Source organism: Pseudomonas sp. P9_35, assembly GCF_034008205.1.
Lineage (GTDB): Bacteria > Pseudomonadota > Gammaproteobacteria > Pseudomonadales > Pseudomonadaceae > Aquipseudomonas > Aquipseudomonas kilonensis.
This window is the reverse complement of sequence record NZ_CP125373.1, coordinates 3962634-3979752: the sequence shown is the minus strand read 5'-3', so window position 1 is coordinate 3979752 and position 17119 is coordinate 3962634. Positions and strand designations below refer to the sequence as shown.

The following is a 17119-nucleotide window of genomic DNA, read 5'->3' as shown; positions in this document are numbered from 1 at the left end:
CATGAACGCAGCCATCGACGTTCTGCAATCCACCCATCAGCACATCAACCGCGATCGCCTGTGGCAATCGCTCATGGACCTGGCCCAACTCGGTGCCACGGTCAAGGGTGGGGTGTGCCGGCTGGCCCTGACCGACCTTGACCGCCAGGCCCGCGACCTGTTCGTGCAATGGTCCCAGGCGGCGGGCTGCACCGTCAGCATCGATGCGGTGGGCAATATCTTCGCCCGTCGCCCGGGGCGCAATCCGAACCTGCCGCCAGTGATGACCGGCAGCCACATCGACACCCAGCCCACCGGTGGCAAGTTCGACGGCTGCTTTGGCGTGCTCTCCGGGCTGGAGGTGCTGCGCACCCTCAATGACCTGAACATCGAAACCGAAGCACCGTTGGAAGTGGTGGTGTGGACCAACGAAGAGGGCTCGCGTTTCGCCCCGTGCATGATGGGCTCCGGCGTGTTCGCGGAAAAATTCACCCTTGAAGAAACCCTCGCCAAGGTCGACGCCGAAGGCATCACCGTGGGCCAGGCGCTCAATGCCATCGGCTATGCCGGCCCGCGCCAGGTCAGCGGGCACCCGGTGGGGGCGTATTTCGAGGCGCACATCGAACAGGGGCCGATCCTCGAAGACGAAGGCAAGACCATCGGCGTGGTGATGGGCGCGCTGGGGCAGAAGTGGTTCGACTTGACGTTGCGCGGCGTCGAAGCCCACGCCGGCCCGACCCCGATGCACCTGCGCAAGGACGCCCTGGTGGGCGCCTCGATCATCGTCGGCGCCGTCAACCGTGCCGCCCTCGGTCATCAACCCCATGCCTGCGGCACGGTCGGTTGCCTGCAAGCCTATCCGGGATCGCGCAATGTCATCCCCGGCGAAGTGCGCATGACCCTGGACTTTCGTCACCTGGAACCGGCGTGGCTGGATTCGATGATCGCCGAGGTCAAGCAGGTGATCGAAGACACCTGCCGGCAACACGGCCTGACCTTCGATTTGAAACCTACGGCCGACTTCCCGCCGCTGTATTTCGACAAGGGCTGCGTCGACGCCGTACGCGGCGCTGCCCAGGGGCTGGGCCTATCCCACCTGGACATCGTCAGCGGTGCCGGCCATGACGCGATTTTCCTCGCCGAACTGGGCCCGGCCGGGATGATCTTCGTGCCCTGCGAAGGGGGCATCAGCCACAACGAAATCGAAAACGCCGCCCCGGACGACCTCGCCGCCGGTTGCGCGGTGCTGCTGCGAGCGATGCTGGCCGCCTCACAGGCGATTGCCGAGGGGCGCATGGCGGCTTGAAGGCTAGAAGGCTAGAAGATCGTAGCTCCCACAGGGGAACGCCTATGTAGGAGCTGGCGAAGCCTGCGATCTTTTGATCTTGATCTTTCGCTCTCGACTCAATTGTATGGGACAAGATCGCAGCCTCGTTGCACTCGACAGCTCCTACAGGGAACGTGCAAGGCCTGCGATCTTTTTGCTTTTCAAACCCAAATGGCATCCCACAGAGGGTAGTCACCAACACGCCTCACTAATCCGGCGCGCAGGGGATTGGTGATGATGTACCGCGCGGCGTCTTTCAGATCCTCATCCTTGCGTAGCGCCCGATCATAATAGCCTCGCTGCCATAATCGGCCTTGCTGGCAACGGGCAAGATTGACGTCTCGGCTGCTGCGGGATTTGATGCGGCTCATCAGCTCGGCCAGATTGCCACTATGCAATTGTGCCAGCCAATGTACGTGATCCGGCATCACTACCCAGGCGAGGGAGGTCGCCATTGAGACTTCTTCGGCGCTTCGCAACTGATCGACGAGCAGCCGGCCCAGTCGCCAATCGCTAAAAATAGGCTGGCGCTGGTACACAACGGCGGTCAATAGATAGATTCGGTCGGGCTCACTTACTCGACCTATACGCAAACGACATCCATGTGCTGCGTTGGGCATTGCGTGATCTCCAAAAAAATATGTAGATCATCGAAAATTAGTCGTTGCGACGAAGGGCGATTGAAAAAGCAATTGCGCAATATTTCAGCGTGCGCAGGTTTCTGTAGGAGCTGGCGAAGCCTGCGATCTTTTGATCTTGATCTTTCGCTCTCGACTCAATTGTTTATGGAAAGATCGCAGCCTCGTTGCACTCGACAGCTCCTACACATGGGGAACGTGTCGTCTCTGCGGGTGGTCGTAATCTCCATGTGCTTCCGACCACATGGAGACCCAATGAATCAGCAAGTCCCGACCACCGATACCAACCGTCGTCAATTGCTGCAGATCATTGCCGGACTGTCCGACGGGGTGATGTTGATCGAGGTCGACCAGACCATTGCCTGGGCCAACGCGGCGGCCTTGGCGATGCATGGGGTCAAGGACCTCAGTGAGCTGGGCACCACGGCGAGGCAATACGCCCGGCGTTTCAATCTGCGTTATCGCAACAACCACCCGCTGAGCGACGACAACTACCCCATCGCCCGGGTTGCCCGTGGCGATGAGTTCAGTGATGTGCTGGTGGAAGTCACGCCCCAGGCCGACCCGGATCGGACCTGGGTGCATCGGATCCGCAGCATGGTGCTGGCCGACCGCAACGGCGAACCGGAACTGCTCGTGCTGATCCTCAGCGATGCCACCGAATGGGCCAGCGCCGAGCAGCGTTTCGAGAAAACCTTCGGGGCCAACCCGGCACCGGCGGTGATCTGTCGCCTCAGTGACCTGCGTTACATCAAGGTCAATCCGGGGTTCCTGGAGATGACCGGCTACAGTCGCGAGCAGGTGATCGGGCGTTCGGTGTATGAGCTTGACGTGCTTGAAGCCGCCGAAAGGCGCGACCTGGCCATCGAACGCCTGGGGCAGGGCGCGACCATTCCGCAAATGCAGGCCGAGTTGAAATTGCCCGACGGCACCATCAAGCAGGTGATCGTCGCCGGCCAGCCGCTGGACCTGCACGACGAAGACTGCATGCTGTTTTCCTTCATGGACATGGAGCCGCGACGCAAGGCAGAAACGGCGCTGCGCCAGAGCGAGGAGCGCTTTGCCAAGTCGTTCCGCCTGTCGCCCGTACCCACCCTGGTGTGCAGCGCCGAACAGCAGTTGTTGGAAATCAACGAGGCGTTTCTCCATACCACCGGTTACGCCAGCGAAGAGCTGTTGGGCAAAACCGTGGAGGAGATCGGCTTCCTCGACAAGGACGCCAGCGCCGCGCTGTTTGCGCGGCTGGAAAAGGCCGCCGCTGTCTCGAGTATCGACGTCAAGGTACACAAGAAGGGCGGCGAACTCATCGACTGTGAGGTCGCCGCCGATACGGTGCTTATTCAGGACAAGCCTTGCTATCTGCTGGTGCTGATGAACATCACCGAGCGCAAACGCTCGGAGCTGGAGCTGGTGGCGGCTATCGAAGAGGTGATGAAGGACGCGTCCTGGTTCAGTCGGACCCTGATTGAAAAATTGGCTAACGTGAAGAGCATCAACGCCCAGGTGCCCAGTGTGTCATTCACTGAGCTGACGGCCCGGGAGCGTGACGTGCTGGGGCTGATTTGCGAAGGCCTGGCAGACAAGGAAATCGCCGCGCGCCTGAAGCTGGCGCCCAACACCGTGCGCAATCACGTGGCGACGCTGTATTCGAAACTGGATGTCCATAGCCGCAGCGAGGCGATTGTCTGGGCGCGGGAGCGGGGTTTGTTCGCGAACGAATGGCGAATGAAGGCACCATGATAGCCAGTGCAAATGCACCGGGCATGCTGGTGCAAATTCGGGTTTTGCATGGGGGGTCGGTTCCTTAGGCTGTCAGTGTGCGACATCGTCTGTGATGTCGCGTCCCCACGAAACAGTCAAGGAATACGCCACAATGTGCAGCGAACGAAACCAGTATGAGCGCGACAGGATGCCTAGGTGGACCAGGAGGTCGGCGCTGTCCACCGTTCATTTGCGCCCCCGGGGCTGAGGTGCATCGCATGACCCATCTGGCCCCTTTGCGCGCCCGTCTCGAAGAAAGCTTTACGCCGCTGGCCTGCGAATGCAGCCTCAATGGCGACGGCACCCTCACCGTGCGTTTGTATCACCGTGAAAGCGGTGAGGTGGACCTGGTGGTGAGCGGCATGAGTGTCGACAGCGTCCGCTCGGAAGAGAGCATCGCAAAGCTGATCGACGAGCTGCGCTATGAGCTGGAAAACATCCCGCTGCATCGCAGTGACCCGGCATAAATAAAGACCAGGCACCTCACCCACTGTAGGAGCTGGCGAAGCCTGCGATCTTTTGATCTTGATCTTGATCTTGATCTTGATCTTGATCTTTCGCTCTCGACTCAATTGTCTGGGGCAAGATCGCAGCCTCGTTGCACTCGACAGCTCCTACACAGCTCCTACACAGCTCCTACACAGCTCCTACATGGCTTCTACAGGGCCTTTTGGGAGCAAGTCCTATGGCTACAACAACGTCCCCCGGCAATCGAGCACCAGGCGCGCGCCGCCGTGTTCGCTGCTGCCCACCTCCAGCGTGAACCCATGCAGATTGACGATCGCCGCGACGATCGACAGGCCCAGGCCGAATCCGCCGTGCTGGCTGCTGCCCTCGGCACGGTAGAAGCGGCGGAACACGGCCTTGCGCTCCGCCTCGGGGATACCCGGGCCCGAATCGAGCACTTCGATGCGGGTGCTGTCGCCCTGATCGACCCCACGCAGGATCACTGTGCCTCCCGGCGGGGTGAACTTGATGGAGTTGCTCAGCAGGTTCGACACGGCCTCGAACAATAATGCCCGGTCGCCGTTGAGTAGGGGCAGGGCATCAGGCACCTCGAGGATGAAGGTCAGCTCGCCTTCCTCGGCCAGCGGCAGGTAAAAATCATGCAGCTCCTGCAATAACTGCAACGGGTCAAGGCGCACGAAACCCGAGCGCCGCTGCTGGTCTTCCAGCTCGGAGATCCGCAACAACCCCCGAAACCGCGCCATCAGGGTGTCGGTCTCGGCGATCACCTGATCCATTTGCAAGGCCTCGGGCGAGCCGTCCGGCGCTTGCTGCTGGATGCGATAAAGTTGGGCGCGCAGACGCGTCAAGGGGGTGCGCAGGTCATGGGCGATGTTATCGCACACGCCCTTGACCTCATTCATCAGGCGTTCGATGCGCTCGAGCATGGCATTGACGATCGCCGCCAGCATGTCCAGTTCGTCGCGCCGGCTCGACAGCGGCAGCCGATGGGTCAGGTCGCCGGCAACGATGGCTTCGGCACTGGCCTGCAGTTTGCGAATCCGCTGCAACGGTCGCCGGCGCAGCAGATGCCAGCCGGCGATACCCGGCAGGATCGTCAGCGATACACCCCAGAACAGTGCGTGCAAGATGATGCGGGTCACGGCGAACAACGAGCCATTGTCCCGCGCCAGGACCAGCCAGCGGCCGTCCTGGGTCCGGCTCGCCACCGCGTCACAACTGTCGGAAGGCACGCTGGGGTCGTCGGAATCGACGCAACCGCCGAGCATGTGGATCTTGCCATCCAACGGCAGGTCCGCCGGGATCCGCACGATCGGTCCGCTCAAGTGGCGCAGTTGCGGATCGAACAACCCGTAGGCGTCAACGCCGCGCTCGTCCAGCGTCAGGCTGGCCATGAGCGCATCTTCCAGTTGATCGCCATGGATCCGGGCGAACAGGTGCTGGCGCTGCATCAGGGAGTGCTTGGCCAGGCTGTCGAGGTAGCCAAACACTTCGTAATACATGACCCCCATCAGGATCGCGCTCCAGATCACGAACAGCGAACTGTACAGCGCCAGCAGGCGGCTGCTGGAGGAGCGCCAGCCTTTAGCAGGGTTCAGCAATGACATAGCCGGAACCCCGTACCGTGCGAATCAGCGGTTCCAGGCCCGGCGGGTCGATTTTCTTGCGCAGGCGGCCGATGTGGACATCGATCAGATTGGTGCCTGGGTCGAAGTGATAGCCCCAGACTTCCTCGAAAATCATCATGCGCGAGAGGATCTGCCCGCTGTTGCGCATCAGGAATTCGAGCAGTTTGTATTCAGTGGGCAGCAGGCTGAGCAGTTGCCCGTTGCGGCTGGCTTCGCGGCTGATCAGGTTCAGCTCCAGGTCGGCTACCCGCAGCACGGTTTCCGGCTCGCGGGCGCCATTGTTGCGCCGCAGCAGCACTTCGACCCGGGCGGCCATTTCGTCGGTGGCGAACGGTTTGGTCAGGTAATCATCGCCGCCGGCCCGCAAGCCACGGACCCGCTCGTCCACGTCGGAGAGGGCGCTGATCATCAGGATCGGCGTGGCTACGCCCATGGTGCGCAGCGTGGTGACGATCACCAGGCCGTCGAGCTCGGGCAGCATGCGGTCGAGGGTGATCAGGTCGTAGTCGCCGCTTACCGCCCGCTCCAGGCCTTCGCGGCCGTTGTCGACCCAATCGACGTCCAGGCCGTTGCGGGTCAGCTCGGCGACGATTTCACGGGCGGTCACGGCGTCGTCTTCGATGGTCAGGATGCGGTTCATGGGCGGTACCGTGTTGGGAAGTTGGTGCTATTGCGCAGCATTCTGCCAAAGAATACCTGTCGGCTTTCTGAAAAAAAGTTCATGAGCCGACGAGCCGATTCGCTGGCCTGGATCAACACTTGGTCACAAATAATCCCTAACATAAATTCCCTGCGCACTATCATGTGGCGTCCGTTGCCCTGCTTTGGCGCACTGCTGCTGCCGGGTACTGATGCGAACCGGTGATGGTGTGCCGCAAGGAGCCGAGCCCCCACAGAATCTTCAAGGAAGAGCAGTATGATGCAACCTTCAGACCTTCTACGCCGAAAATTCGATATCCAGCCGCTGGCAGAGGCCGACATGACGGTGCGCCTGGACGGGCAGGCTGTCAGCGCTGCCCACGGTGAAACCGTCCTCACCGTCATCCAGTCCCTGGGGCAACGTCAGGTGGCCCGCAACGATCACGACCAGATCAGCGGCGCGTACTGCGGCATGGGCGTGTGCCAATGCTGCCTGGTCAGGATCGACGGTCGCCACAAGCGCCGCGCCTGCCAGACCCTGGTGCGCCCTGGCATGCAGATCGAAACCCGGGTCAACCGCATCACCGAAACGGAGGCGCCATGAACCTCGATCCGGTGATTGTCGGCGGTGGGCCGGCGGGCATGGCCGCGGCCATTGAACTGGCCTCCCACGGCGTGCGCTGCACCTTGCTCGAAGAAGCGCCGCGCCTGGGTGGCGTGGTGTATCGCGGACCGTTGCGCGATGGCGTGCGCCTGGATTACCTGGGCCCGCGCTACAGCGAAGCCCTGGAGAAACTCCACGGTGAATTCCAGCAACACGCCGGGCTGATCGACGTGCGATTGAGCAGCCGGGTCATCGGTGCCGAAGGCTTTCGGGCGCTGATGCTGCTGGATGCCGACGAGCGCCTGGGCGAGGTCGCTTATTCCCATCTGGTCCTGGCGGCCGGTTGTCACGAACGCAGCGTGCCGTTTCCTGGCTGGACCCTGCCGGGCGTGATGATGCTCGGCGGCCTGCAATTGCAGATCAAGAGCGGTGTGGTCAAGCCGCCGAGCCCGGTGGTGATCGCGGGCACCGGTCCGTTGTTGCCACTGGTGGCCTGCCAGCTGCACGCTTCGGGCGTGGCGGTGGCGGGTGTCTTCGAAGCCTGTGCGTTCGGCCGGATCGCCAAGGAAAGCCTGGCGTTGCTGAACAAGCCGCAACTGTTCCTCGACGGCCTGAGCATGCTGGCCTACCTCAAGCTCAAACGCATTCCCGTGCGCTATGGCTGGGGCGTGGTGCAGGCTGACGGCGAGGGTGAGTTGAGCGTCGTTACCGTAGCGCCTTATTCCACGACCTGGGAACCCGACCTCAAACGCGCGGAACAGGTGCCGGCGCAGACGCTGGCGGTCGGCTACGGGTTTATCCCGCGGACTCAATTGAGCCAGCAGATGGGCCTGGAGCACGGTTTCAGTGACGACGGCTATTTGCGGGCCGTGTCCGATGCCTGGCAACAAAGCAGCGAAGCGCACATTCACCTGGCCGGCGACATGGGCGGGATTCGCGGCGGTGAAGCGGCCATGCTGAGTGGACGCATCGCGGCGCTGTCGATCCTGATGCAACGCAACGTGCTGGATCCGTCCACGGCCCTGGCGCGTCGCGAACGCTACCAGGCGCAACTGGAGCGGATCATTCGCTTTCGCGCCGCTGTGGATCGCTACACCCAGCGTGGCGCCGGGCAAACCGCATTGCCGGCCGCCGATACGGTGATCTGCCGCTGCGAGCACGCCACCCGCGCCGACATCGACCGGGCGCTGGAGCAAGGCGTGCAAGACATGGCCAGCCTGAAGATGCGCACCCGCGTGAGCATGGGCGATTGCCAGGGGCGGATGTGCGTCGGCTATTGCAGCGACCGCTTGCGCGAGGCCACCGGGCGTGCCGACGTGGGCTGGCTGCGACCGCGTTTTCCCATCGATCCGATTCCCTTTTCAGCGTTCCAGAACGTCGGCATGGAGGCCGTTTCCCATGATTAAGAATTATGACGTGGTCATTGCCGGTGGCGGTGTGATCGGCGCCTCGTGCGCCTATCAACTGTCCAAGCGCAAACACCTGAAAGTCGCCCTGATCGACGCCAAGCGCCCCGGCAACGCGACCCGTGCGTCGGCAGGTGGCCTGTGGGCCATTGGCGAGTCGGTGGGCCTGGGCTGCGGGGTGATTTTCTTCCGCATGATGTCGGCCAACCGCAAGCGCCAGACCCAGGGCGCCGCGGTGGCGGTGGACGCCAGCACGCCGCACATCCTGCCCCAGTCGTTCTTTGATTTCGCCTTGCAGTCCAACGCGATGTATCCGCAGTTGCACCGCGAGTTGATCGACAACCATGGCATGGATTTCAAGTTCGAGGAAACCGGGCTCAAGTTCGTGATCTACGACGACGAAGACCGTTTGTACGCCGAGCACATCGTCGCCTGCATTCCTCACCTGGCGGACCAGGTGCGCTGGCTGGACCAGGCTGCCCTGCGTGAGGCGGAGCCGAGTGTCAGCCATGAAGCCTTGGGTGCGCTGGAGTTTCTCTGCGATCACCAGGTCAGTCCGTTCCGCCTGGCCGATGCCTACACCGAAGGCGCCCGGCAGAACGGCGTCGACCTGTTCTTCAACACCAGCGTGACCGAGGTGCTGCGCAGCGGCACGCGGGTGACAGGGGTGAAAACCGCCGAGGCGGGGACGTTCAACTGCCGGACCCTGATCAACGCGGCCGGTGCCTGGGCGGCGGACCTGAGTGAGCAGGCTACTGGTGTGCGGATTCCGGTCAAGCCGGTCAAGGGGCAGATCCTGCTGACCGAGCGCATGCCGAAAATCCTCAACGGCTGCCTGACCACCAGCGACTGCTACGTGGCGCAGAAAGACAACGGTGAGATCCTCATTGGCAGCACCACCGAAGACAAAGGCTTCGACGTGACCACGACCTATCCCGAGATCGAAGGGTTGGTGCAAGGCGCGGTGCGGTGTATCCCGCAGTTGGTCGACATCAACCTGAAACGAACCTGGGCCGGCCTGCGCCCGGGGTCTCCTGATGAATTGCCGATCCTGGGGCCGATGCGCGGGGTGGAGGGTTATCTCAACGCCTGCGGGCATTTCCGCACCGGCATCCTGACCTCGGCCATCACCGGGGTGCTGCTGGACAAGCTGGTGAACAACGAGCCATTGCCGCTGGACATCACCCCGTTCCTGGAAGATCGCTTCGAGGTGGCGCCGACAGTGAAGCCCCAGGAAATGGAACTGGCCTGAAGAAACTCGGTGAGGAACAAAAATCTCGCAGTCACCCGAAAACAAACTGTGTGCGAGCCTGTGGGAGCAAAGCTTGCTCGCGATAGCGGTCTACCAGTCAACATTGTTGCTGGATGATCCAGCGCTATCGCGAGCAAGCTTTGCTCCCACAGGTACTCTGGTTACCCCCAGGCTTTTTTGTTCACATCCAGTTATTCCATCGGCGTACTGACAAACGCCTCCAACCCTTCGGCATAGGCGGTGAACGCGCTGATCAACGGAAAAGCCTTGCCTTGCACCTGGTCCGGCACCACCAGGTTGGTGAAGCTCCAGGCCACTGCCACGGTGATGCCGGCCTGGTCGAGTTTGCCATCAGTGCTCAACGGCTGTTTCTCCAGTTCCTGCTCCAGCATTCCATAAGCCGCCGCCAGTTGGCCTTCTACGCGTTCAACCCAAGGCGCGTGCTGGATCTCCGTTGGCCGCAGGTTGCGTTCGTAGTAGATCTGCACCGACTTCTCACAGGCCGCCAAGGCCAATCCAATCAGGCGCAGTGAGCGCACCCGCTGCCCAAGGTCGGCCGGCATCAAGCTTTTCCCCGGCGCGGCCAAGGCCTCCAGGTAATCGATGATCAACGTGGAGTCCATCAGCACCGTGCCATCGTCCAGCACCAGGGTCGGGGCCTTGACCACCGGGTTGATGCGCTGGAACTGTTCGAAATGCCTGAACACCGAAACGGACTCGTGCTCCAGGGTAACCCCCAGGCACTTGGCGGAAATGGCGACGCGTCTTACATAGGGTGAGTCCAGCATGCCGACCAGTTTCATGACTTCTCCTTGAGTAATTCTCTGCGGGCGTTAATCCTCGAACCCGACCTGTTCATGGATTTCATCGACCTTGAGTTCCAGTCGGTAAGCCACGGCGATGAACAACGCCTGGCACAGGCACAGCGTGGCACTCAGCGAACGGAAGGCGAACGAACTGCCTTCGTTGACCAGCAACACCGCGTTGGCCCGTTTGGCCAGGGGCGACAGGTTGCTGTCGGTGATGATCAGGGTCTTGGCCTGATGGTGCTGGGCAATGCGCAGGCAGTGCTGGGTTTCCTTGCCATAGGGCGTGAAGCTGATGGCGATGACCAGGTCGTTGGCGCGCACGCTGCGCATCTGCTCGCGGTAACTGCCGCCCAGGCCGGACACCAGGTGAATGCGTTTATTGGTGTGTTGCAGGTTGTAGACCAGGTAATCGGCCACCGCGAACGAGCGGCGCACACCTACCACGTAGATGTTGTCGGCGTTGACCACCAGGTCCACGGCCTTTTCGAACGCTTGGTCGTCCAGCTCCAACCCCAGGCGCTCGATGCCCGACAGGGTCGCGTTGACGCATTCACGGGCCAGGTCGCCGCCGCTGGCTTTCTGCGACTTGTTGGCGATCATGCTGCGGATGCGCTGCTGGTAGTTCTGCACCGGGGTGGTCTTGTGGGTGTAGGCCTCGCGGAACAACGCCTGCATTTCGCTGAACCCGCTGAAACCGAAACGCTGGGAAAACCTGACGATGGCCGAGGGGTGCACTTCGCATTCCCGGGCGATGTCGCTGATGCGGTCGACCATGATCCGGTCGCTCTGCTGGCTCATGTAGCTGGCAATGCGTTTGAGCTGGCGCGGCAGGCTTTCGTATTCATCGGTGATCAGTTGAAGCAGGCGCTCGGCATTGATCGGTGGGCTCGAGAGGGCGGGTTCGGACGCGCTCTCGGACGGCGCCGGCAGATCATCGGGGCGGGTCATAGAAAATCCTTCTGGCTTGTTCTTATAGGGCGGCCCGAAAAAAGGCCGGCCCTCGACAATAGGTTGGCTGGTCGCAGTCTACAGCGTAGGCGCAGGGAAAATCATGGGCGGACAAATGTTGCGGCATCTGCTGAAACGATGCACTGCGCCTGGCTCGCTTTGCTCATAGCGTATTGGAAAAAATATTCCACGTAAAAAATTTATAGAATAATTATTGATTATTGCGCTCTGCTCGTTTTAGTCTGCATTCACCAACAGCGCTGGCGTCGGTTTTGGCGACAAGCGCAGGCTGATAAAAATAACAGGAGCCAGCATGGGCCAGACTCGTTTTGCCAGTGGGCGTCAATTGGATGTGATCTGCCTGGGACGCCTGGGCGTCGACCTTTACGCGCAGCAAGTCGGCGCGCGCCTGGAAGATGTCGCAAGCTTCGCCAAGTACCTGGGCGGTTCGTCGGCCAACATCGCTTTCGGCACGGCACGCCTGGGGCTCCGGTCGGCGATGCTGAGCCGGGTAGGGGACGACCACATGGGCCGCTTCCTGGTGGAGTCCCTGGCACGTGAGGGCTGCGACGTCAGTGGCATCAAGGTCGATCCCGAACGCCTGACGGCCATGGTCCTGCTGGGGATCAAGGACCGGGAAACCTTTCCCCTGGTGTTCTACCGGGAAAATTGCGCCGACATGGCGTTGCGCGCCGAAGACATCGACGAAGCCTTCATTGCCTCCAGCAAGGCGCTGCTGATCACCGGCACGCATTTCTCTACCGATGGCGTCTACAAGGCCAGTACCCAGGCGCTGGGTTACGCTGAGAAGCACAACGTCAAATGCGTGTTGGACATCGATTATCGGCCGGTGCTCTGGGGCCTGGCGGGCAAGGCCGATGGGGAAACCCGTTTTGTGGCCGACCAGAAGGTCAGCCAGCATGTGCAAGGCATCCTGCCGCGTTTCGATCTCATCGTTGGCACCGAAGAAGAATTCCTCATCGCTGGCGGCAGCGAAGACCTGCTGACCGCGCTGCGCACCGTGCGCTCGCTGACGGCGGCGACCCTGGTGGTCAAGCTTGGCCCGCAAGGTTGCACGGTGATTCATGGCGCCATTCCTGCCCGCCTTGAAGACGGCGCCCTTTACCCTGGTGTCCGGGTCGAAGTCTTGAATGTACTGGGCGCCGGTGATGCATTCATGTCGGGGTTCCTTGCCGGTTGGCTGGAGGACGCCAGCGATGAGCGTTGCTGTCAGTTGGCCAATGCCTGCGGCGGCCTGGTGGTGTCGCGCCATGCCTGTGCCCCGGCGATGCCGACCCGGGCCGAGCTCGACTATTTATTCAAGAGCCCGGTGCCGATTACCCGGCCGGATCAGGATGCCGTGCTGCAACGGCTGCACCAGGTCAGCGTGCCGCGCAAGACCTGGAAGCAACTGTTCATCTTTGCGTTCGACCATCGCTGGCAACTGGTGGAGCTGGCCCAGAAGGGCGGCCGCGACCTGAGCTGCATTGGTGACCTCAAGCAACTGTTCATCCAGGCGGTGGAGCGGGTCGAAGCCGATCTGCAGCGCCAAGGCGTCGAGGCCGACGTCGGTCTGCTGGCCGACCAACGCTTCGGCCAGGACTCGCTGAACGCTGCCACCGGTCGCGGCTGGTGGGTAGCGCGGCCGGTGGAAGTACAGAATTCGCGGCCGCTGGCGTTCGAGCATGGACGCTCCATTGGCAGCAACCTGATCGCCTGGCCGCAGGAACAGATCATCAAGTGCCTGGTGCAATTTCACCCTGATGACGAACCGCTGCTGCGCCTGGAGCAGGAAGCGCAATTGATGGGGCTGTACAAGGCTTCCCAGGTCAGCGGCCATGAATTGCTGCTGGAAGTCATTCCGCCCAAGGATCATCCGTCACCCCACCCGGACGTGCTCTATCGCGCCCTCAAGCGCCTCTACAACCTGGGTATTTTTCCGGCGTGGTGGAAGATCGAAGCCCAGAGCGCGGATGAATGGAAGCAGCTTGATGAGCTGATCCAGCAACGCGACCCGTATTGCCGTGGCGTGGTCCTGCTGGGCCTCAACGCCCCGGCCGCCACCCTGGCCGAAGGCTTCCGCCAGGCCAGCCAGAGCACCGCCTGCCGCGGTTTCGCCGTGGGCCGCACGATCTTCCAGGAACCGAGCCGGGCCTGGCTGGCCGGGGAAATCGATGATGAAACGCTGATCCGGCAGGTGCAGGGCAGGTTTGTGGAGTTGATCGAGGCGTGGCGCAGTGCCCGTGCTTGATAGGGGGGGTGGGTTTTAATGTGGGAGCGAGCTTGCTCGCGATGGCGTCCGGTCAGCCAGCATCAATATTGACTGGTACACCGTTATCGCGAGCAAGCTCGCTCCCACAAGTGTTCAGCGTCGTTCTTACTGATTTGTGAAAAACAATAAAAGGTGCAGCCATGCCCGCTATTCGAATTGGCATCAACCCGATTTCCTGGAGCAACGATGACTTGCCGTCGTTGGGCGGCGAGACGCCGTTGAGCACGGCGCTGAGCGAGGGCAAGGAAATCGGCTATGAAGGTTTTGAACTCAACGGCAAATTCCCCAAGGACGCCAAGGGCGTCGGCGATGTGCTGCGTCCTTATGACCTGGCGCTGGTCTCCGGCTGGTATTCCAGCCGCCTGGCCCGGCGTTCGGCGGCCGAGGAGATCGACGCCATCGCCAGCCACGTCGAGCTGCTGGCACAGAACGGCGCCAAGGTGCTGGTCTATGGTGAAGTCGCCGACTCCATTCAAGGCCAACGCATTTCACTGATCGAGCGCCCGCGTTTCCATACGGATGAAGCCTGGCAAGCCTACGCCGACAAACTCACCGAACTGGCGCGCTTCACCTTGTCCCGGGGCGTGCGCCTGGCCTATCACCACCACATGGGCGCCTACGTCGAGTCGCCGTCGGACATCGACAAGTTGATGGCCCTGACCGGCAGCGAAGTGGGCCTGCTGTTCGACTCGGGCCACTGCTATATGGGCGGTGGCGAACCGTTGCAGGTGCTGCGCAAACACATCAAGCGGGTCTGCCATGTGCACTTCAAGGACGTGCGCAAACCGGTGGTGCAACTGGCGCGCAATAATCTCTGGAGCTTCCCCGACTGCATCATCAACGGCACCTTCACCGTGCCGGGTGACGGCGACATCGACTTCGCCGCGTTGCTCGACGTCCTGCTGGCCGCCGATTACCAAGGCTGGCTGGTGGTGGAAGCCGAGCAGGACCCTGCCGTAGCACCGAGTTATGCCTACGCCAAGAAGGGCTACGACACGCTGCGTGCCTTGCTGCAAGAAAGGAGTCCGTCATGAGCCTGTTGATCAAGAGCCATTCCAGCGGTCGAACCATGGTCCAGTTGCCGGCAGGTGAGCTGGAATACGTCGGGTTCGCCGCCTACCGCCTGAGCCTGGGCGAAACCCTGCCGGTGGCCGCCGGTGACAAGGAATTGTGCCTGGTGCTGCTCAGCGGCCGCATCAGCCTCAAGGGCGAAGCGCCGGGGCAGGGGGCCTTCGATTGGGACAACCTCGGTGATCGCCAGTCGGTGTTCGAGGACAAGTCGCCTTATGCCGCTTACCTGCCGCCGGGCAGTCAGGCCCAGGTCACCGCGTTGAGCGATGTACAGATTGCCGTGTGCGCCGCGCCGGGGTCTGCGCAGAACGGTTATGGCCCACGGCTGATCCGTCCGGACAGCATGAAGCGCAGTGTGCGCGGCAAGGGCGCCAACACCCGTTATGTCTGCGACATCCTGCCCGACAGCGAACCGGCCCATTCGCTGCTAGTGGTGGAAGTGCGCACGCCGTCGGGGCACTCCTCGAGCTACCCGCCGCACAAGCACGACACCGACGACCTGCCGCACCAGAGCTTCCTGGAAGAAACCTATTACCACCAGGTCAACCCGTCCCAAGGCTTCGTGTTCCAGCGGGTCTACACCGACGACCGCAGCATTGACCAGGCCATGGCCGTGGAAAACAGCGACCTGGTGGTGGTGCCCAAGGGTTACCACCCGGTCAGCGTGCCCTACGGGTACGAGTCGTATTACTTGAACGTCATGGCCGGCCCGAAGCGGGTCTGGCAGTTCCATAACGATCCGCAGCACAGCTGGCTGCTGGACCTCTGATTTCCAACATTCCCACGGAGAACAAGAACAATGAGTGACGCCCCGGTAGTAGGCCATTACCTCAACGGCCACGTGCAGGACCGCGATAGCACGCGGTTCAGCAATGTCTTCAACCCGGCCACCGGTGCGGTGCAGGCCCGGGTGGCCCTGGCCGAGCCGGGCACCGTCGACGCGGCCGTGGCCTCGGCGCTGGCGGCGTTCCCGGCCTGGTCCGAGCAGTCGTCATTGCGTCGTTCGCGGGTGATGTTCAAGTTCAAGGAACTGCTGGACCGGCACCACGACGAACTGGCGCAAATCATCAGCCGCGAACACGGCAAGGTACTGTCCGATGCCCACGGCGAAGTCACCCGCGGTATCGAGATCGTCGAATACGCCTGCGGTGCGCCAAACCTGCTCAAGACCGATTTCAGCGACAACATCGGCGGCGGCATCGACAACTGGAACCTGCGCCAACCGCTGGGCGTTTGCGCCGGGGTCACGCCGTTCAACTTCCCGGTGATGGTGCCGTTGTGGATGATTCCCCTGGCGCTGGTCGCCGGTAACTGCTTCATCCTCAAGCCTTCGGAGCGCGATCCGTCCGCCAGCCTGCTGATGGCCCGGTTGCTGACCGAAGCCGGCTTGCCGGACGGTGTGTTCAACGTGGTCCAGGGCGACAAGGTGGCGGTGGATGCGCTGTTGCAGCACCCGGACATCGAAGCGATTTCCTTTGTCGGCTCCACGCCGATTGCCGAGTACATCCACCAGCAGGGCACGGCACACGGCAAACGTGTGCAGGCCCTGGGTGGGGCCAAGAACCACATGATCGTCATGCCTGACGCCGACCTCGACCAGGCGGCGGATGCCTTGATCGGCGCCGCCTACGGCTCGGCCGGCGAGCGCTGCATGGCGATTTCCATTGCCGTGGCGGTGGGTGATGTGGGCGATGAATTGATTGCCAAGCTGTTGCCGCGCATCGACCAACTGAAGATCGGTAACGGCCAGCAGCCCGGCACCGACATGGGGCCGCTGGTCACCGCCGAGCACAAGGCCAAGGTCGAAGGTTTCATCGACGCCGGCGTGGCCGAGGGCGCGCGCCTGATCGTCGATGGCCGTGGTTTCAAGGTGCCCGGGGCCGAGCAGGGCTTCTTTGTCGGCGCGACGCTGTTCGACCAGGTCACCGCCGAGATGAGCATCTACCAGCAGGAAATCTTCGGCCCGGTGCTGGGGATCGTTCGCGTACCGGATTTCGCCACGGCGGTGGCGCTGATCAACGCCCATGAGTTCGGCAACGGCGTGTCGTGCTTCACCCGTGACGGCGGCATTGCCCGGGCATTCGCCCGCAGTATCAAGGTCGGCATGGTCGGCATCAACGTGCCGATTCCGGTGCCCATGGCCTGGCATTCCTTTGGCGGCTGGAAGCGTTCGTTGTTCGGCGATCACCATGCCTACGGTGAAGAAGGCCTGCGCTTCTACAGCCGCTACAAAAGCGTGATGCAGCGCTGGCCCGACAGCATCGCCAAGGGTCCTGAATTCAGCATGCCGACTGCTCAATAACTCTTTTTTGAATGA

At 62.0% G+C, this 17119-nt stretch carries 15 protein-coding genes; 10 read left to right on the top strand and 5 right to left on the bottom strand.

All coding sequences use genetic code 11. The annotated features are described in order from the left end of the window. Position 1 precedes the first annotated feature (1 nt). On the top strand, positions 2 to 1285 hold the full coding sequence (locus QMK47_RS17285; RefSeq protein WP_320388843.1) for a Zn-dependent hydrolase: 1284 nt from the start codon (positions 2 to 4) through the stop codon (positions 1283 to 1285). 182 nt (positions 1286 to 1467) lie between these two features. Here QMK47_RS17285 and QMK47_RS17280 read toward each other — a convergent pair whose 3' ends face one another. Next, positions 1468 to 1926, bottom strand: coding sequence for an REP-associated tyrosine transposase (locus QMK47_RS17280; RefSeq protein WP_253475775.1), 459 nt, complete (start codon positions 1924 to 1926; stop codon positions 1468 to 1470). 273 nt (positions 1927 to 2199) lie between these two features. On the opposite strand from QMK47_RS17280, the gene QMK47_RS17275 reads away from it, so the two are divergent. Then, the gene (locus QMK47_RS17275) at positions 2200 to 3684 is read left to right on the top strand and encodes a helix-turn-helix transcriptional regulator (RefSeq protein WP_214512656.1); all 1485 of its coding nucleotides are present in this window, start codon (positions 2200 to 2202) and stop codon (positions 3682 to 3684) included. Positions 3685 to 3923: 239 nt separating this feature from the next. Continuing rightward, positions 3924 to 4172: a DUF1652 domain-containing protein gene (locus QMK47_RS17270; RefSeq protein ID WP_253475772.1), complete on the top strand. Its 249-nt coding sequence runs from the start codon at positions 3924 to 3926 to the stop codon at positions 4170 to 4172. 222 nt (positions 4173 to 4394) lie between these two features. On the opposite strand, the gene QMK47_RS17265 is transcribed toward QMK47_RS17270, so the two are convergent. Together QMK47_RS17265 and QMK47_RS17260 are read right to left on the bottom strand one after the other, a co-directional pair. Continuing rightward, on the bottom strand, positions 4395 to 5780 hold the full coding sequence (locus tag QMK47_RS17265; protein WP_214512658.1) for a sensor histidine kinase: 1386 nt from the start codon (positions 5778 to 5780) through the stop codon (positions 4395 to 4397). Further along, on the bottom strand, positions 5758 to 6441 hold the full coding sequence (locus tag QMK47_RS17260) for a response regulator transcription factor (RefSeq protein WP_003202897.1): 684 nt from the start codon (positions 6439 to 6441) through the stop codon (positions 5758 to 5760). The genes QMK47_RS17265 and QMK47_RS17260 overlap by 23 nt, the downstream gene beginning before the upstream one ends. A 276-nt stretch (positions 6442 to 6717) precedes the next feature. Here QMK47_RS17260 and hcnA point away from each other — a divergent pair, with 276 nt between their 5' ends. Genes hcnA through hcnC form a run of 3 tightly spaced genes read left to right on the top strand, consistent with a single transcriptional unit; the run spans position 6718 to position 9702 of the window. Then, the gene (hcnA, locus tag QMK47_RS17255; protein ID WP_413817732.1) at positions 6718 to 7044 is read left to right on the top strand and encodes a cyanide-forming glycine dehydrogenase subunit HcnA; all 327 of its coding nucleotides are present in this window, start codon (positions 6718 to 6720) and stop codon (positions 7042 to 7044) included. Further along, entirely contained in the window at positions 7041 to 8450 is a 1410-nt protein-coding gene (gene hcnB / locus QMK47_RS17250; RefSeq protein ID WP_320388842.1) for a cyanide-forming glycine dehydrogenase subunit HcnB, read from the top strand. Before hcnA ends, hcnB begins: the two co-directional genes overlap by 4 nt. Next, positions 8443 to 9702 (top strand): cyanide-forming glycine dehydrogenase subunit HcnC, encoded by a 1260-nt coding sequence (gene hcnC, locus QMK47_RS17245; RefSeq protein WP_258688505.1) that lies wholly within the window; start codon positions 8443 to 8445, stop codon positions 9700 to 9702. The genes hcnB and hcnC overlap by 8 nt, the downstream gene beginning before the upstream one ends. 191 nt (positions 9703 to 9893) lie before the next feature. Here hcnC and QMK47_RS17240 read toward each other — a convergent pair whose 3' ends face one another. Together QMK47_RS17240 and QMK47_RS17235 are read right to left on the bottom strand one after the other, a co-directional pair. After that, positions 9894 to 10505, bottom strand: coding sequence for a glutathione S-transferase (locus QMK47_RS17240; protein ID WP_320388841.1), 612 nt, complete (start codon positions 10503 to 10505; stop codon positions 9894 to 9896). A 30-nt stretch (positions 10506 to 10535) separates the two neighbouring features. Next, positions 10536 to 11459 (bottom strand): MurR/RpiR family transcriptional regulator, encoded by a 924-nt coding sequence (locus tag QMK47_RS17235; protein ID WP_014337867.1) that lies wholly within the window; start codon positions 11457 to 11459, stop codon positions 10536 to 10538. Positions 11460 to 11772: 313 nt separating this feature from the next. Here QMK47_RS17235 and QMK47_RS17230 point away from each other — a divergent pair, with 313 nt between their 5' ends. The 4 genes from QMK47_RS17230 to QMK47_RS17215 all read left to right on the top strand — a co-directional run bounded on the left by QMK47_RS17230 (position 11773) and on the right by QMK47_RS17215 (position 17104). After that, entirely contained in the window at positions 11773 to 13710 is a 1938-nt protein-coding gene (locus QMK47_RS17230) for a bifunctional 5-dehydro-2-deoxygluconokinase/5-dehydro-2-deoxyphosphogluconate aldolase (protein ID WP_320388840.1), read from the top strand. Between the two features lie 161 nt (positions 13711 to 13871). Then, positions 13872 to 14765 carry a myo-inosose-2 dehydratase gene (gene iolE, locus QMK47_RS17225; RefSeq protein WP_320388838.1) on the top strand — a complete coding sequence of 298 codons (894 nt, stop codon included), beginning with the start codon at positions 13872 to 13874 and terminating at the stop codon, positions 14763 to 14765. Continuing rightward, positions 14762 to 15571: a 5-deoxy-glucuronate isomerase gene (iolB, locus tag QMK47_RS17220; RefSeq protein WP_253475751.1), complete on the top strand. Its 810-nt coding sequence runs from the start codon at positions 14762 to 14764 to the stop codon at positions 15569 to 15571. Before iolE ends, iolB begins: the two co-directional genes overlap by 4 nt. A gap of 30 nt (positions 15572 to 15601) precedes the next feature. Further along, a complete protein-coding gene (locus tag QMK47_RS17215; protein ID WP_013693593.1) occupies positions 15602 to 17104 on the top strand; it encodes a CoA-acylating methylmalonate-semialdehyde dehydrogenase in 1503 nt (500 codons plus the stop codon). Positions 17105 to 17119 lie beyond the last annotated feature (15 nt).

Bases quoted from the DNA above. Each gene is read 5' to 3' on its own strand.
- QMK47_RS17285 (WP_320388843.1), top strand. From the start codon at position 2: ATGAACGCAGCCATCGACGTTCTGCAATCCACCCATCAGCACATCAAC.
- QMK47_RS17280 (WP_253475775.1), bottom strand. From the start codon at position 1,926: ATGCCCAACGCAGCACATGGATGTCGTTTGCGTATAGGTCGAGTAAGT.
- QMK47_RS17275 (WP_214512656.1), top strand. From the start codon at position 2,200: ATGAATCAGCAAGTCCCGACCACCGATACCAACCGTCGTCAATTGCTG.
- QMK47_RS17270 (WP_253475772.1), top strand. From the start codon at position 3,924: ATGACCCATCTGGCCCCTTTGCGCGCCCGTCTCGAAGAAAGCTTTACG.
- QMK47_RS17265 (WP_214512658.1), bottom strand. From the start codon at position 5,780: ATGTCATTGCTGAACCCTGCTAAAGGCTGGCGCTCCTCCAGCAGCCGC.
- QMK47_RS17260 (WP_003202897.1), bottom strand. From the start codon at position 6,441: ATGAACCGCATCCTGACCATCGAAGACGACGCCGTGACCGCCCGTGAA.
- hcnA (WP_413817732.1), top strand. From the start codon at position 6,718: ATGATGCAACCTTCAGACCTTCTACGCCGAAAATTCGATATCCAGCCG.
- hcnB (WP_320388842.1), top strand. From the start codon at position 7,041: ATGAACCTCGATCCGGTGATTGTCGGCGGTGGGCCGGCGGGCATGGCC.
- hcnC (WP_258688505.1), top strand. From the start codon at position 8,443: ATGATTAAGAATTATGACGTGGTCATTGCCGGTGGCGGTGTGATCGGC.
- QMK47_RS17240 (WP_320388841.1), bottom strand. From the start codon at position 10,505: ATGAAACTGGTCGGCATGCTGGACTCACCCTATGTAAGACGCGTCGCC.
- QMK47_RS17235 (WP_014337867.1), bottom strand. From the start codon at position 11,459: ATGACCCGCCCCGATGATCTGCCGGCGCCGTCCGAGAGCGCGTCCGAA.
- QMK47_RS17230 (WP_320388840.1), top strand. From the start codon at position 11,773: ATGGGCCAGACTCGTTTTGCCAGTGGGCGTCAATTGGATGTGATCTGC.
- iolE (WP_320388838.1), top strand. From the start codon at position 13,872: ATGCCCGCTATTCGAATTGGCATCAACCCGATTTCCTGGAGCAACGAT.
- iolB (WP_253475751.1), top strand. From the start codon at position 14,762: ATGAGCCTGTTGATCAAGAGCCATTCCAGCGGTCGAACCATGGTCCAG.
- QMK47_RS17215 (WP_013693593.1), top strand. From the start codon at position 15,602: ATGAGTGACGCCCCGGTAGTAGGCCATTACCTCAACGGCCACGTGCAG.